The 16534-nt window shown below is 29.1% G+C and carries 15 protein-coding genes, 5 tRNA genes and 2 pseudogenes; 3 read left to right on the top strand and 19 right to left on the bottom strand.

The features are described 5' to 3' along the window. Positions 1-630 precede the first annotated feature (630 nt). On the top strand, positions 631-1689 hold the full coding sequence (locus CQA44_RS00710) for a type II asparaginase (protein ID WP_115545365.1): 1059 nt from the start codon (positions 631-633) through the stop codon (positions 1687-1689). Positions 1690-2597: 908 nt separating this feature from the next. On the opposite strand, the gene CQA44_RS13090 is transcribed toward CQA44_RS00710, so the two are convergent. The 12 genes and pseudogenes from CQA44_RS13090 to CQA44_RS00650 form a co-directional block, all read right to left on the bottom strand. Further along, entirely contained in the window at positions 2598-2834 is a 237-nt protein-coding gene (locus tag CQA44_RS13090) for a hypothetical protein (RefSeq protein WP_258864853.1), read from the bottom strand. 63 nt (positions 2835-2897) lie between these two features. After that, positions 2898-2978 (bottom strand): annotated as a pseudogene (locus CQA44_RS13085) (hypothetical protein); the annotation flags it as partial. Positions 2979-3439: 461 nt separating this feature from the next. Further along, positions 3440-3589: a hypothetical protein gene (locus CQA44_RS13080; protein ID WP_258864852.1), complete on the bottom strand. Its 150-nt coding sequence runs from the start codon at positions 3587-3589 to the stop codon at positions 3440-3442. 351 nt (positions 3590-3940) lie between these two features. Beyond that, positions 3941-4249, bottom strand: coding sequence for a hypothetical protein (locus CQA44_RS00690; protein WP_115545364.1), 309 nt, complete (start codon positions 4247-4249; stop codon positions 3941-3943). Positions 4250-4320: 71 nt separating this feature from the next. Continuing rightward, positions 4321-4396: transfer RNA gene (locus CQA44_RS00685), tRNA-Glu, on the bottom strand. A 17-nt stretch (positions 4397-4413) separates the two neighbouring features. Next, positions 4414-4490 (bottom strand) — tRNA-Asp (locus CQA44_RS00680). A gap of 3 nt (positions 4491-4493) precedes the next feature. Further along, positions 4494-4569 (bottom strand) — tRNA-Val (locus tag CQA44_RS00675). 23 nt (positions 4570-4592) lie between these two features. Further along, positions 4593-4667 (bottom strand) — tRNA-Glu (locus CQA44_RS00670). Positions 4668-4685: 18 nt separating this feature from the next. Next, positions 4686-4761, bottom strand: a tRNA-Lys gene (locus CQA44_RS00665). Between the two features lie 103 nt (positions 4762-4864). Then, the gene (locus CQA44_RS00660; protein WP_115545363.1) at positions 4865-6097 is read right to left on the bottom strand and encodes a M20/M25/M40 family metallo-hydrolase; all 1233 of its coding nucleotides are present in this window, start codon (positions 6095-6097) and stop codon (positions 4865-4867) included. Between the two features lie 9 nt (positions 6098-6106). After that, the gene (locus CQA44_RS00655; RefSeq protein WP_115545362.1) at positions 6107-6751 is read right to left on the bottom strand and encodes a 3-methyladenine DNA glycosylase; all 645 of its coding nucleotides are present in this window, start codon (positions 6749-6751) and stop codon (positions 6107-6109) included. A 48-nt stretch (positions 6752-6799) separates the two neighbouring features. Continuing rightward, positions 6800-8362, bottom strand: a complete 1563-nt coding sequence (locus CQA44_RS00650; RefSeq protein WP_115545361.1) for a flagellin A — start codon at positions 8360-8362, stop codon at positions 6800-6802. Positions 8363-8476: 114 nt separating this feature from the next. On the opposite strand from CQA44_RS00650, the gene CQA44_RS00645 reads away from it, so the two are divergent. Then, positions 8477-8887 carry a diacylglycerol kinase gene (locus tag CQA44_RS00645; protein WP_115545360.1) on the top strand — a complete coding sequence of 137 codons (411 nt, stop codon included), beginning with the start codon at positions 8477-8479 and terminating at the stop codon, positions 8885-8887. A 41-nt stretch (positions 8888-8928) separates the two neighbouring features. On the opposite strand, the gene CQA44_RS00640 is transcribed toward CQA44_RS00645, so the two are convergent. Beyond that, the gene (locus CQA44_RS00640; protein ID WP_147289738.1) at positions 8929-9207 is read right to left on the bottom strand and encodes a hypothetical protein; all 279 of its coding nucleotides are present in this window, start codon (positions 9205-9207) and stop codon (positions 8929-8931) included. Positions 9208-9403: 196 nt separating this feature from the next. Continuing rightward, positions 9404-10262, bottom strand: a pseudogene (gene msrP, locus CQA44_RS00635) (protein-methionine-sulfoxide reductase catalytic subunit MsrP). A gap of 88 nt (positions 10263-10350) precedes the next feature. On the opposite strand from msrP, the gene mobP1 reads away from it, so the two are divergent. Beyond that, positions 10351-11754, top strand: coding sequence for a MobP1 family relaxase (gene mobP1 / locus CQA44_RS00630; RefSeq protein WP_115545358.1), 1404 nt, complete (start codon positions 10351-10353; stop codon positions 11752-11754). 219 nt (positions 11755-11973) lie between these two features. Here mobP1 and CQA44_RS00625 read toward each other — a convergent pair whose 3' ends face one another. The 5 genes from CQA44_RS00625 to CQA44_RS00605 form a co-directional block, all read right to left on the bottom strand. Then, positions 11974-12387, bottom strand: a complete 414-nt coding sequence (locus CQA44_RS00625; RefSeq protein WP_115545357.1) for a type II toxin-antitoxin system PemK/MazF family toxin — start codon at positions 12385-12387, stop codon at positions 11974-11976. After that, a complete protein-coding gene (locus tag CQA44_RS00620) occupies positions 12387-12647 on the bottom strand; it encodes a hypothetical protein (RefSeq protein WP_115545356.1) in 261 nt (86 codons plus the stop codon). Before CQA44_RS00620 ends, CQA44_RS00625 begins: the two co-directional genes overlap by 1 nt. Positions 12648-12966: 319 nt before the next feature. Then, on the bottom strand, positions 12967-13569 hold the full coding sequence (locus CQA44_RS00615) for a type IV pilin protein (protein WP_258864851.1): 603 nt from the start codon (positions 13567-13569) through the stop codon (positions 12967-12969). Between the two features lie 141 nt (positions 13570-13710). Continuing rightward, positions 13711-15810 (bottom strand): RNA degradosome polyphosphate kinase, encoded by a 2100-nt coding sequence (locus tag CQA44_RS00610; protein WP_115545355.1) that lies wholly within the window; start codon positions 15808-15810, stop codon positions 13711-13713. Then, complete coding sequence (locus CQA44_RS00605) at positions 15807-16436, bottom strand: TetR/AcrR family transcriptional regulator (protein ID WP_181881728.1); 630 nt, start codon at positions 16434-16436, stop codon at positions 15807-15809. Before CQA44_RS00605 ends, CQA44_RS00610 begins: the two co-directional genes overlap by 4 nt. Positions 16437-16534 lie beyond the last annotated feature (98 nt).

Here is a 16534-nt window from a genome sequence, read left to right as displayed (position 1 = left end):
GAAAGTAAGAAAGTTTTTAGTTAGGTAAGAAGTGAATAAGAATTTTTTAGGAGATAAGAATCGAATAAGAAAGCTTTATCAGAGAGCAGAGTAGATTGGTAAGAAATTTCTAGGAGATAAGAAGCGAATAAAATTTTTATCATATAGCAGGTAAAATAAGAAAGTTGCGCTCTTAAGAGATAGTAACAAACCTTAGTCTATAAAAGAGCAAGAAATTTAAGATAAGAAGTGAATAATAAGAATTTTAGCAGATAGAGCAGATAAGAGGTAAAGAAAATTGCAGAGAGGTGAGAAAGAAGATTCTAACCTATAATAAAGCAAGAAATTTTTTAAAGAAATGATAAGCGAATGATAAAACCTTAACTTAATAAGAAAGTAAGAAAGTTTTTAGCAGGTAAAAAGTGAGAAAGAAACTTTAAGGAGATAATGATAATAGATGAATAAGAAAGTCTTTAGGAAATGATAGGCGAGAAAGAAGATTCTAACTTATAATAGAATAAGAAAGTTTTTAGCAGAGAGGATAATTTGATTTTCATCAATTAGAAACATTTATAAAATCATCAAAATTATAGGTGAGAGATAATAGATGATTAAGAAATTTTTAATAAAAAATAGATGAGAGAAAAAGAAATGAGAAATATAATTTATGGAGTTTTGTTGATGATTAGTCTTAGCGTTAATGCCCTAGCAAAGCCACACATAGTGATTTTAGCCACAGGCGGGACGATTGCAGGAGAGGCAAAGAGTGAGCTTGCCACCACAGGATATAAGGCAGGGAGTATTGCTATTGATACCTTGATTAATGCTGTGCCAGAAATGAAAGAGATAGCAAATATCAGTGGCGAACAAATCGCAAATATCGATAGCTCCAATATGAGCGATGAGATTTGGCTAAAGCTATATGGTCGCTTAAGTGAATTGATGGAGGATTCTAGTGTAGATGGCGTTGTTATCACTCACGGGACTGATACAATGGAGGAGAGTGCCTATTTCTTGAGCCTTGTCTTAGATGCAAAGAAGCCCATCGTGCTTACAGGTGCTATGCGTCCTGCTAGTGCTATGAGTGCAGATGGAGCTAAAAATCTCTATAATGCCCTTGCTCTTGCAGCAAGCAAAGAAGCTAGAAGTAGGGGCGTTATGGTGGCAATCAATGACAGAATCTTTAGCCCTCGTGATGTAACCAAAACCCATACTTTAAATATTGATACCTTTAAGTCTCCAAATAGTGGCGAGATTGGCTATATCATTGATGGGAAGGCAGTATTTAATACTCTCTCTCAAGTATCACCAAAGGCAGCATTTAAGAAAGCGGCATTCAATATAAAGGGGCTAAAAAGCCTACCAAAAGTCGATATAGTCTATACCTACTCAAATGATGGCTCTAAGGTCGCAATAGAGGCATTTCTAGGGGCTGGGAGTAAGGGCATTATAGTGGCAGGAAGCGGTGCTGGCAGCATTCATCAAAATCAAAAAGACTATTTAATACAACTCTTAAAAGATAAAAAGTTAGTAGTAGTCAAAAGCTCAAGGGTAGGCTCTGGGATAGTCCCGCTTAGTAGTGAGGAGGTAGCACAGGGCTTTATTAGTGCAAATAATCTCAATCCCCAAAAAGCAAGGGTTTTATTAATGCTCTCTTTGACAAAGACAAAAGACATAAAAGAAATTCAAAAATATTTTAATATGTATTAGTATCGATTAAAAGGGAATTTCAAAGAGAAGCTAAAAACAATATAGCAAATATTAAGCTTGATTAGCAAGGGCGAATATATGGGCGGGGTTTATATAGCTATTATGGGTGGATTAGTTTGATATGTAGCTATGGAAAGACTAGCTATGTAGTAAGTTAGCTAGAATTGGCTTATAGCGGGATTAGCTATAATTAAAGCAGATGTGGGCGGTGATTAAGTATCGATTAAGTATTATGGCAAGCATTATGTTAAGTTAGCGATTAATTATTATGGTGGGCTAGAATCTATAATGAAATAAAAATTTAGATAAGATTTTGTTAAATAACAAAGCTAGATTCTCTTAAAAGGCATTTTACCTCTAAAGTAGGGCATAATCTAAAAGGGGGTATAATCTAAAAGGCTGGACTAGGAGTTTTTAAAAAAGATTAGGGATAGAAGTATTATTTTAGTAGTTTTATGCCCATATAGAAGTATTATTTTAGTAGTTTTATGCTCATCTTTGTTAGAATCTTTTAAAAAGCTATGAGAGGGATAGAATCTTATTAAAAGGCTAAGGCATAATCTTAGGCTATTTGCAAGTAAGATTCTAAGTGATTTTTAGAATCTTATTAAATTTCTCTCATAAGTTAATGTTTAAGTATTATTTTTTGTTAGAATGCTTTTTAAGTGGCTTATTTAATGATTTATTTTTTGTATGGATAAGATAGAGAATTTAATATATTTAGTTTTAGTATATTTGTATTATCCCACTAAATAGATATTAAATTCTCTTGGTTTGCAATATTCTGATTCTGTCTCTAGGTGTCCATTACCTGCAATGCGTAAAATATCATATCCCCACAAATCACAAATATATTTCAATTCCCCTAAAAGCTCATCTTTTTCTCTTTACTATCTCTATCTAATGCCTTACTGCTCCACAATAAGAGCAAAGGAATTAAATCCAGAATCTAACAGCCAATCTAACTCGGTTATCCAACAAATAAGAGGATTTGAAGATGTGTGTAACCAAAACATATTCTCATCAGTAGGGGTTTGAAAGGCTGCTTTAGCACTAGCTACAAATTCATCATAAGTATGGAGCTTTGAGCCATCAAGCTTAACTACAAATAAATCTTTATTGTCTTGTAAGACAACTTCTTCCATACTCTTTATATATAGATTTTATTATCTTTTTTATCTTTCATTAGAGTATTTCATTGTTTCTCCTTATTCTATGATTTTAATAAAGGTTTTATAATGGTCTGTTGTGTAATACACATCACCATTTACCATATCTCTTACGAATCTTGATGAATTGTGTCTATCTGTTACATCAAATTCTTTGTATTTCCCTTTGGTTTTATGGGTAAGGTAGAATTTTTATTTCTAAATTTTCCACCTGCTCTTATTTGATTTCTATTTGTTACTTCTTTGCTTTGTTGTGAATATGTCCCTTAGGTAATTGCTCTAGCTCATTATGGGATTAAATAAATGTTAAATACTTGAAAACACGGCTCAAATTCATCTTTAGGGGAACAATTAACATAGTGTATATTTTTTCATCTTCCTCCCAAGCTAACAATCTTAAAATACTCTGATTATTTTTTTGGATTTTCACATTTTGTTTCTATAAAATCCTCTAGTATCATTTCTCTTATCTTTTTACCACTACTAAACCAACCCTTGCCTACTTCATTCCAATGCCAAAAGATTAGAATAATGTTTTTATAGCCAAAATAATTGTCTGTATCAAAAGGCTTATCAAGAGGCTATTCTGTATCATACACAAGCCAACCTAAATCACACATCCAATCTAAAAATCTATCTCTCCACCCCACACAATCTTTAGTATGAAACATAAAGGCATTTTGCATAATATCTCTAAATAATCTGTGTAATAATCCTTTATATCTTGCCATTAATCTTTACATAGAAAGTATATTGATTCTCTCTTAATTCTCTAGGAATCTCATTTTCATCTTTTATAGTGTAGATACCACACTCCATAATCTCATCTTTTATATTTTTTTCAACATTCTGTTACTCCTTGCTTTATTTTTACTTGGGTATTATGTGTATAAATGTATGATAATGGTCTGGTGTATAGTAGATATAGTTATTAGGACATATCCCTCACTATTATATCCTGTTACTATTTTTTCAGCGTCTCTACCCCCTCCCATTTGTATATTAACATCGTGTTCTCACGTGCTGCTAACTATCTGCTTTAATACGATTTTTTAGTAAAATCCTTTAGTAAGAATAAGTTTTTAGTAAGAGACTCCGCGATTATTCATACATTGCTGTTTGCAAACCTCTGCTTGTTGAGATTTTTTACCATAATTTTTATTACAATTTTGCATACAACCCTTTGTTTTTACTGCCTCACACATAGAACGACTTTTATCACAATTATTTATACATTCTGACCTTGTTTTATTGGCTTGTGTGCATTTATTCATACAGGCAGTATAGACTTCATTACAATTGCCAGAAGTAAATCCAAATGTATTGTCTTTATTACAAGCATTAAGAGCAAGTATAATAAAGCTACAAAGTAAGATTTTTATAATATTCATAAATAGCCTTTTTTGATAAATCAGGCATTCTAACTAAAATTTTCTTTGATATATATAATTTATTGATAAGTTGGCGACCCCTAGAAGATTTGAACTTCTGTTTCTACTGTGAAAGAGTAGTATCCTTGACCGCTAGATGAAGGGGTCAATGAATATTTAAGTAGTGGCGGAACGGACGAGGCTCGAACTCGCGACCCCCTGCGTGACAGGCAGGTATTCTAACCAACTGAACTACCGCTCCAAATGGTGGTCACTACAAGACTCGAACTTGTGACATCTACCTTGTAAGGGTAGCGCTCTACCAACTGAGCTAAGCGACCAAACATTCTAAAAATTAGCCTAATGGTGACCCCTAGGGGACTCGAACCCCTGTAACCACCGTGAAAGGGTGGGATCCTAACCGCTAGATGAAGGGGCCAATTTTAGAACGCTTATTTGGTGACCCGTGTTGGATTCGAACCAACGGCCCATTCCTTAAAAGGGAATTGCTCTACCAGCTGAGCTAACGGGTCTTATGAAGATTCTCTTAATCTATTAAAGATTTAAATTTAAGAAAGCGAAATTATAATGGCTTTAATTTGTTTTGTCAATATTATTAAAGCCTCTTTAAAATTTCTATCTTATTAAGTCATTAAGTATTATTTGGAATTTTTCAAATGAATTTAAACACATCATTTCATTTTTAGAATGAGGATTTTTGATTGTTGGTCCAATGGAAATGATTTCTTCTAAATTGTATTTTTCTTTTAATATTCCGCATTCTAACCCTGCGTGAATTTCAATCATTTTATATTGTAATTTATGTTTTTGATAAATATTTTGCATAGTCTTTAAAATATTAGAATCTGTTTTTTCCCAAGGTTTATAAATGGAGCTTATTTTAACGCTTTTACCAAAAAGATTTTTTAAATTTTGCATATGTCTATTTATATAGATTTCCCTATTTGCACGAATCATAAGATTTAGTATATTATTTTTAATGATTGAAAAATTTAGACTTGAAATTACACTATCATTTTCTATTATATAAACCCCATTATGTAGTTTTAAAAATTCTTTTATCATTGTTTTATCATATGCTTTAGCAAAGTTAGAATTTAATCTTTGGATAGTAAAATTTTGTAAATTTAAATTATCTAGTTTTTTATTAGTTGCAATAATTGCTTTTGCATTTACAGGAATTGAATTTCTTTTCTCTCCACCGCTTAATTCTATAATATCAAAGTCTTTTATTTCTTGCATAGTCCAAAGTAGCTCTATTATTGCATTTGGAATATTTTTGTTTATATCTATTCCACTATGTCCTCCACAAAAATTTATTGATTTTATTTCATAAATATATTTTTTATTACAATCTTTTTCAAATCCATTTAGTTTTATATCCGCATCAAAGCCACCTGCACAGCCAATACAAATCTCATTAATATCTTCACTATCTAAATTTATCATTGTTTTGCTTTTTATATCTAAATTGAGATTTTTTGCTCCAAGCATCCCTATTTCCTCATCATTTGTTAGTAATGCCTCAAAATTGCTACATTTACTAGCTAAATCCAAAATAGCAGCTACAGCAGCACCATTATCCGCCCCAAGCGAGGAATTTTTTGCAAAAAGTTTATTATCTTTTATAAATGGGATTATTTTAGAACCAATTAAAACCATATCATAATGAGCTTGCAATATTAGCTTTGGTTTGCCTTTTAGTATGTGAATATTCCCTGCTTTATCACAATTAATTTTATAATCATATTTACTTGCAAAATCTATTATAAAACTTTTTAATTCTTTAGTATTTTTACTTGAATGTGGAATCTCACAGATTTTATAAAAAATATCTAACGCACTCATATCTTTCCTTTAATATTTGGATTTTATTTTATAAATTTTAGAATACTCTACAATCTTTGCGTGGAATCTAGCATAAACTTTATATAATTCTATTTTATGTCCATATAAGGATATTACTTTATCATATTCATCTATTATACCCTGCATTAGCCAGCTAGCTATATCATCATACTCGTAGAATTCAAATCCATAACTAGACAATAATCTAGCTGTGTATTTATCCACTACCATTATTTCCCTAAAACAACAATAATTTAATATACTATCAGCACTTTCTTTCCCAATACCCTTTTGATTTAGTAACCACTCTCTGCTTACATTTTCCCTAAAGTTTTCAAAATTGCTAAAATTATTTAATATGTTTTGTGATATTTTTTGGATTCTATATGCCTTTTGTCGAAAAAAGCCACTTTTAATAATACAACTTTGGATGCTTTCTAAATCACATTTTGCAATAGCCTCTAAATCTAATAATCTTAATTCTTTTAGTTTTTGTAATGAAAACTCTACATTTTCCCATTTTGTATTTTGTGCTAGTATTGCACCTACTACAATTTCAAATGTGCCACTATTATTCCACCATAAAGGGTCTTTACAAGAATCTAGTAAGTTTTTAGCTTTTAAGGATTTTAATAAATCAAAAGAATTTTGCATTATAAATTTTATTTTATTCCTAGAATTATTCTAGGAATAAAAAGTAATTTAGTTAAGAAGTCTTAGAATATTTTGCTGAACAGCATTAGCTTGGCTTAGTGCATAACTTCCGCTTTGTGTGAGAATATTTAACTTGCTAAATTCTGCACTTTCTGCTGCAAAATCCACTTCTCTAATTTGAGATTCAGCTGCCTTAACATTAACTTGAGTAACAGAAATATTATTAATAGTGCTTACCATTTGACCTTGAACAGAACCTAAATCTGCTCTAATTCTATCTAATAGCTTAGTTGCAGATTCTGCTATATCAATAGTTAGCATTGCTCCTCTTAGAGATGTTACTCCAGCACCCATATCAAGGTTTTGTTGTGCAATTAAATCATTATAATTCATACCAGAGGCAGAGCGAACTTCTGCTTTAAATATACCCATTACATCTCTTAGATTTGTAACAGATTGGGCTGTTTTAGAAGGGTCATCTTCAAAAAATCCTAATTCTTCGTATGATAAATCATTAGGATTATCATGGCTAGAAACAACAATATCTCTAGCATCAAGTCTGCTTAATGATAATCTACCATAGTTTAGTGAGCCTGCGTTTGCATCTGCTGGGTCTCCACTTATATCATCGCCACCATTTACTGTTTCTATGGCTTTATCACCATCAGCAGGATCTTCTGCGGAGAATCTAATTCCCCTACCATCTATACTTCTTAGATTTAACCTTCCTTCTTGATCTACATATGCCTCAACACCTGTTTGATTTGTTACTTTATTGATAGCTGCAACAAGCCTACCATCAGAATCGTTTGCCTTAATTCCTAATATATCACCTAATATCATACCGTTTATGCTGACTGCATTCAAACCACCAGAAACAATAGCTTTATCTGAAGTAGTAATAACATTCCAAGTAGCTCTAATGCCTGTCTTATCAGAACTTTTATTTATGACTTCGGCTAAAGTTCCTATTCCTGTTCCAGCAGAGTGAGATATTTTGACACTTTCCATCATAACATCTTTAACACCATCAACTTGCTTAAAAGTTAATTTAGCTTCTAGTGATTCTTTAATCATTGAACCAGTTTCTAGCCTAATTTGACCTATTTTATCACTTGTAGTAGAGCCAATTGAAGCTTTAATGCTTTGATTTGAGTAAGCACCAACTTGAAATTCTTTATTGGTAAATTGACCAGAAAGAAGTGCTTGTCCATTGAATGATGTAGTATTTCCTATATAATCTAAGCCTTGAATAAGTCTAATAATATCAGATTGAATAGCACTTCTAGATTCGCTAGTTTGACCATCTTGTGCAGCTTGTATAGCTTTAGTTTTGATAGTATCTAAAATCTTAATTTGCTCATCCATCGCTTTATCGGCAATCTGAATAATACCCATTGCATCATTTGTATTTCTAATAGCTTGACCTAAACCACTAGCTTGAGAACGCAAACTATCGGCAATAGTCATACCTGAAGCATCATCTGCAGCTTTGTTAATTCTTAGACCAGAACTTAATTTTTCTAGTGAATTTTTCATTCCAAATTGTGTGAAAGTAGATTGGACATGCGCATTTAATGCATTAATATTTGTATTGACTTGAAAAGCCATTTTAAACTCCTTTTTATATATTGCTAAGATATCCTTATCTTAGGTAAAATATATATCGGATTTGAAATTGTGATATTTAAATATTTTTATAAATTTTAAAATAAAATAGGTAATATGCAAAAAGATAATAATTTAAAAACCCCACTTCACAATGAAAAGAAAGGTAAAAAAGGTTTAAATAGAATCTTTAATGCTTTTTTTTACTCGCTTAGTGGGCTTAGGGCTGCGTGGAATGATGAAGAAGCTTTTAGGCAAATTACTATTATATCATTTATATTAATTCCACTTGGAATTTATTTAGGAGATAGTTTTGCAAATAAAATTATATTAGTGCTTCCTTGTATTATTGCAATAATTGCAGAGTTAATTAATTCTGCAATTGAAAATGCTATTGATTTTACTAGTATAGAAATTCATCCATTAGCAAAAAAAGCAAAAGATATGGGAAGTGCTATTCAATTAATTGCTTGTTTATTTTTGGCATTTGTGTGGATATGCTATTTATTTATAAAGTTTTTTAATTAGATAGATCCTAGTTATTATTAACATACAAGAAATTATAATGGCTATATATTCAAATATAGGAGCTTTTTTGCTAATATATAGTGTATATTTGCACAAAATAACCCAAAATATATAAAATTACTAGCAAAATTAATTATCTTAGGTGGTTTTAATATTTTGCTAGAAGATATTAGAATCATACTAAACATTGTTATAAAACCAAGCAATAAGAAGCTTTTACTAGTAATTTCTTCAATAAATATATTTAATTCTGCATCAAAATAAATAAAGTTTATAAAATGAATTAACGCAAAAATCAAAGTATAATTTCCGCATATCATTGGAATTTTTTTATGAATTTTAGTAATTTTCTTAAAAGAAATAATAATGCTAAAAAATAGGCTTACATTAAGGTAAATTAGAGCAAAGATTCCCCGCTATATGTATAAATATCTTTGATTTTATTGACACTACCATAAGTATTGTATATACAATAAAATAATACTAATGCAAATGTTAAATGGGTAATTTTTATCATTAATAATTTTTCTTTAAATCAAGCCTTTTATATAGATATGTTACTTCATTTTCATATCCATTAAAGAGGATAGTGGGAATTTTTATATTTTTACCTAAGAGCAACTCTCTTGCTTGAGACTATCTTGGGTGAGGGACATTTGATTGATGTTTGAGTAGAATCCATACTCATTTGGTGCGTATTGTTCCCAAGCGCCTTTTTCTCTATTTTTTAAAAATTCAATTTTATTGGTGGACTTTATACTTTTAAAACCATATTTCCACGGAACTACTAGTCTTATTGGTGCTCCATTTTGTGGTAGTAATGGCTTATTGTAGATTCCACCAGCTAGTAATGTAAGAGAACACATAGCCTCATCTATCCTTAGAACTTCAACATAAGGATATTTTATAGCTGGAAAGAAAGAGTTTTGGTCTGGAAGATATTTTTATCAAAAAGGGTGGTAAATTTTACATACTTTGCACTTGTTTTAGGTTTTATAAACTCAATTAATTCTCTTAATTCAATACCATTTCAAGGAGCTATCATGCTCCAAGCTTCTACACATCTAAATCTATATGTTTTATCTACTTGTCTAAAATTTTTAATATCATTCATAGTTAGAGTTAAGGGTTTTTCAACCTCTCAGCTAATTTCAATTTTCCAATCCTTTGACTGAAATTTTTGTGCTAGTTTTACTGCTTTTGGTTTTGAGGTTGAAAATTCATAGAAATTTACATAATTTATTATATTTTTATATTCAGTTGGTTCTAAATCTAGTGATAATAGCTGTTTTTTAAATTAGCAAGAGCTACAATACTTCCTGCTCCTAATTTCATAAATTTTTCTTCTATTATTAAATAATTTTTCTGGGGTTATTTGATTAGTTTCTATATTAAATCCTTATTAATGTTAAATAAAAGTTATAATCCTATTTTATTTGTCAATAAAAGATTAAATAAATAATATGACAAAGAAATTATATAAAAAATATAATGATGAAGAATTATTAGAATGGAGAGCTAAGAAAGTTTTTCAAACTTCTTTTAATCGTTCTAAATCATTTCAAATTAAAAAATATGCAAATTATAATCAATCTATTAAAAACCAATCAAATAATCAACTTCATTTTATAGATTATTCTAATGAAGTTATGATTAAAATTACTTCTAATTCAAAAAACTTTGATAGTCTTGCTTCTCATATTAATTATATTTCTAGAGATGGAGACTTAGAATTAATAGATAGTGAATTAAATATTTTTAAAGGAAAAGATGATAATAAACTTTGTCTTGATTGTTATCAGAGTTTTGGTAAAGAGCTTCCTAGAAAAGATGAAGAGTTAAATGAAAAACGAGAAACTTATAATATGGTTCTTTCTATGAAAGATTATGTTAATTGTTCTATTAAACAATTAAAATCTGCTGCTTTTAAAACTATAAAAGAATATTATCCTAACAATTATTTTGCATTAGCTTTTCATACAGATACAGACAATCCACATTGTCATATTTGTCTAAAAGCTTCTAGCAATAATTTGAAATATATTGATATAAGAAAAGGTGATATAACAAAATTAAGAGAGAATTTTGCAAGAAATCTTAATGATCTTGGTGTAAAAGCAGAGGCAACTTTACGAAAACATAGAAATAAAGAATTTTCTATTGATTTAAATAAATTAAGAAATTCTATTCCTTCAAAAATTAAACCTCATTATTATAAAGTAATTGATTTTGGTAAAGCTCCATATAATAAACAAACTAATAAAGAAAGCTTTTTTGTTAGTTATATTACTCCAAAAGGAGTTACTACAATTTGGGGAAAAGATTTAGAAAGAGTAATTCAAGAATCTAATCTCCAAAAAGGTGAATATGCAAGATTTCATAAATATACTAAAACACAAGAATTAATTAAAAATGAAACTTTCAATGGAAAAACTTATGAGATAATAGCAAATAAGAAAATAAATCAGTGGGATATATCTGTATTACATAGAGCAGAAAAGAATTTTATTAAATACTCAAGCCCAAAAATAACATATATTATTAATCTTAAACAAGAGAATGAGGAAAAAATTAATAAAGAACCAAACATAATTTCTAAAGGAGCAGAAAATGAAAAATATACAAGAGAACAATGGGCAAGATACTATGCAAATAAACGAAAAAACCAATCAATTAGAACAGATGCCTATATATCAAAGCCCAACGCTAACACAACTATCTCTAACATTAAAACCATCAACGATTTGCACTCAATGTCCCAAATCAATATGGTTTCAGAATCAAGAGACAATAAAGTGCTTTTGTCAAATAATGAATACAATAAGTTACGAACAAGACAATCCACAGACAATAATAAAGAGCTGTGATGGACAAGCAATTTCAATACAAATGATGTTATAGAGGTTTTAATAAGATATAAGGTGATTATTATTCTTATGTTATTATAGCTGATTTATTTAATGTTTATTTAATGTTTTCTTAATAATTTAATAAGGTAAGAAAGATTAGAATAAAATTTCCTATGCTAAAGGTGTAAGCTAAAGGTATAAGGAATATTGGCTTTATTTTTTTAAAGTTTCCCAGCCTTAGCTGCTGGGGGAAAATAATTTTGAAAATTTCTGTTTTATTCTTATTAATTCTTCTTTATCTATTTTATAATGATAATTTATAATTCTATTTAAATCAAAGACTCTTATCTGTCCTAATAGAGCAGTTACTTTTGTTTTATCATTCTTAGTAATTTTATGATATATCTGATTATTTTTTCTTGTTTTACTACTTAATGGAATACCAATAAATACTAATCCATTTTCTTTAATTCGTAAAACTTTTATTACTAATACAGGTCTTTGAAACTTATCACCTTTTCCATATACCTCACATCCTATATTTTGTCCTATACTTACCCAATAAACACAACCTTCTTTTACAAAAACTTTCCCTTTTTTATTATGAATATCTTTTTTAACTTTATTCCAATTATCAAAACAATCACACATTATTGATTCTCTATAGCTTTAAAAATTAAATTTCTTGTATAAGAGCTAAAATTTAGCCTACTTTTTCTAACTAACTCTTCATATTTTTTATAATCTTCTTCATCTAAAACAAATTGAATAATATAAGACTTTTTCTTTGTTGTCTTTGCAGTATAACTCTTTGCAGTATAACTCTTTGTAGATTCTTCTTTAATATAACTTGCTTGTTTGGTGCTTTCATTTTGTAGCACTTCATTAATAGTATTTAAATTCTTTTTCATTGTTTAATCCTTTCTAGTAATTTATTATATTCATTATAAAAATTAAGATAATTAATTTTTGATAATGCATTTTCATTATATAGTTCAGTAAAGGAAGCACCTGCACTCATAGAATTATCTATTATTTTAGAAAATTTAAAATAATAATTTAAATAATGTTATTAATAGATTTAAGTAATGCTAAAAAAGTTTAATATAGATTATGATTAAAACCCATTTTTTGTAGAATTTAAATAAGAATTAATAAATAAAGATTATAAATAATTGTAGTAAAGAATAATATATTCTAAAAAGCTCTAAAGAGCTTTTTAGATATTAATTAAAACTCAATAGTTCCTGTTGAAGCTAGAGGAATACTTTTGTTTCCCGGACCAGAAGAGGTAGCATAAGAAGCTTTTAATAAATCACAGAATGTTCCTGTGTTTTGACCACCAAGATTATTTGGTTGAAATTCTAATGTTCCTGTGTTTGTATTAATACCTAGTATTGCACCACAACCACCCTTTGAAGGAGAGCCAGGAGTTTGGCTATTAGCAACATTTCCCATAGGCTCTATAGAATTAGTGGCAGGTATTCCCGGAATAGGATTTCCTGTTCCTGTAGTCCATCTACTTCTATCTAATCCACCAACTTCAATTAACCATTCACCCCAAGTTATTAGACTACCATTTGCACCTTTTGTAGGGTCATTTGGAGCTGGAACACTTGTAGCTTTTGGGTCAAGATTATCTGCAAAAACTTTAGCAACAACTGCCTTTTGAACTGAAGCTAAATCACTTCTTGCTGTTGCAACTTGTGCATCTGTCCTTGTAGCAACAAATCTTGGCACTGCTACTGCTGCTAAAACTCCTAGTATTACTATAACAAATACTAACTCTATCATACTAAAACCACTTCTTCTTTTCATTGTAATACTCCTCATTGTAATACTCCTTCTAATTTTATAAATTCCCTTTAGATTTATTTAAATCATAAAGTAAATAAATTATAAATATATTTTTTAAATATCTGCTTAAAGTATAAGTAATGGATATAGAAATATTTAATTTTCCTAAGATAGTTATTAGTTCTCACCCATCATTCTTTTTACTAATTTTTTATCCTTAGAATCTTGTGTTTTAAGTAAAGCACTATACATTAGATTAACATATTTTTCATATTCTTCTTGAGAATTTATAGCATTAGTATCTTTTGGGGTTAATTTTATATACTCACCATTTGATTGTAATTCGTGTGATTGTGTGTTATCTTCTATTTGAAGCTTTAGAATTCCAAAGAGTTTATCTGCAATATTTTTATTGGTTACTGGAGTCATAATTTCAACCCTTTTTTCTAAATTTCTAGGCATTAGATCTGCACTTGCAAAATAAATTTGAGGATTACTGTTCTTAAAATAATATATTCTAGCGTGTTCTAGGTATTTACCCACTATTGAAATTACTCTTATATTTTCACTTATATTAGATAGTTTAGGTATTAGGCAGCATATTCCTCTAACTATCATATCAATTTTTACTCCAGCTTTACTTGCATCATACAATGCTTCTATTATATCTACATCAACTACTGCATTTGCCTTTAATATAATATATCCATCAGAACCTTTCTTGCTCTCTTCTTTTATTAATTCTAGTAATTTTGGTTTTATTTGTGTAGGGGCTACAAATAGAGAATCTAGCTTTGCTTTATTTGCATATCCAGTGGATAATGTATGAAATAATCTAATTGCATCATTGGCAATATTTTCATTAGATGTAAAATAACTTATATCAGTATATATTTTTGCTGTTACAGGGTTATAATTTCCTGTTGAGAGATGAACATATTTTCTAAAGGAATTTCCAATTTTTTTTATTACAAGGGCAATTTTTGCATGAACTTTTAATCCCGGGATTCCGTATATTACATGAGCTCCTGCTGTCTCTAATGCCTTTGCCCAATAAAGATTATTTTCCTCATCAAATCTTGCTTTTAGTTCCACTAAAACAGTAACTTGTTTATTGTTTTCAGCTGCATATGTAAGGGCTTTAACAATAGGAGAATTTTTCCCAACCCTATAAAGTGTCATTCTTATAGAATATACATCTGGGTCATTTGCTGCGCTTTGGATAAAATTAACAACAGGGTCAAAGCTTTCATAAGGGTGAAACAAAGCAATATCACTAGAATCTATTGATTTAAAAATATCAATTACACTACTTAGTGGCGGAAGTATGCGTGAATTAAAACTAGGAAGTCTTAAGTGAGCAAATCTGTTTGATCCTATTATCTGCCACAATGCACTTAGGTTTAATGGAATAGAGTATCTATAAATATCTTCTTCGTCTATTTTTATATGTCCTGTGATAAATTCAATTAAGCTTTCATCATTAGTATTTCCTACTTCAAGGCGGACTACTTCCCCTTTTTTTCTTGCCTTTAATCCTTCAGCCATAATTTCTATAAAATCATCAGCTTCTTCCTCTTCTATTTCCATATCAGCATTTCTTGTAACTCTAAATGAAGTGTAACTTAGCACTTCACAACCCTCAAATACATAATCTATAAATTCTCCTACTACCATTTCAATAGGAATATAGATTTCCTCATTTACTTCTATAAATCTAGGTAACATTCTTGAGATTCTTACCATTCCAAACTTGATTTTATTTTTATTCAATGTATCTTTTAGTTTTATTGCCATTCCAAATGATAGATTGTTTAAATGCGGGAATGGGTGGGTAGAATCTACCATAATAGGCACTATTATTGGATAAAGATTATTTAAGAAAAATTCTCTTAGATATTTTTTTTGTTCATTATTTAAATCATTAAATTTTTTTATAAATAAATATTCTTTTTGTGCTTTGTTAAGGATTTCTTCAAATAATTGTTCTAAAAATTTCTTTTCCTTATGTATATATTTTCTAATTTCTGCTAACTGTTCTCTTGGAGTAAGCTTATCTGCACCACAATCAGTGATACCTGCAAGATATAGCCTTTTTAGCCCTGCTACACGAACCATATAAAATTCATCTAAATTTGTCCCATAAATGGCTATAAACTTTAATCTCTCCAATAGTGGAATCTTTTCATTGCTTGCTTCATTTAACACTCTAGTATTAAATCTTAGCCATGATAACTCCCTATTGAAAAATAATTTTTCTACTTTATCTTGCTTCATGCTTTTTGCCTCCTTTTTTGTGCATCTTGTTTTTCAAATTTTGTCTCAATTAAATCACAAAATACATTCAAAAAATTAATTATTTCTTTTTTTGTACTTTTATCCCTAAAACGTTTGCAAAATATGTGATATAGCATTATAGAATCCATTACATAATTAGTTAGGATGGTTAGTTCCTTTGTAAGCTTAATATTATGGAATTTAATTTGCCTTAGAATAATACTCTTTCTTCCTTTATTAATTCTTGTATAAATTTTTTTTAAAGCTTTTTTTCTGTTTATGTTATTTTCAAAAAATAAATATATATAAAATTCCTCTAAAGATTTTAGTTTATCTTTCATATTTTCATCTACAAATATACCGAAAATTAGATAGATTTTCTCTCTTAAAGTATCTAGCTTTGATATTTCTCTATTGATTTCTTTTTCTCTCTCATCAATATCTGGGATTACTGCTTGATAGAGCAAATCATCTTTATTTTTAAAGTAATAATAAAATACTCCCTTAGAAATACCTACTTCTTCCAATATAGAATCTAGACTTATAGTTCTAACACAATCAATGTTTTGTAAATAAATTCTAGTTTTTTGGATAATTTGCTCTTTTGTATCTTTTACCAAAGCCACTAAACCTCCAATTTAAATAAATAATATTGCTAGAACCGTATTATTTATATTTTAACAATATTTTACTAAACTAACACTTATAAATTTAAAGTAGGAGT

Source organism: Helicobacter sp. MIT 14-3879, from assembly GCF_003364125.1.
This window is presented reverse-complemented; position numbering and strand designations above follow the sequence as displayed.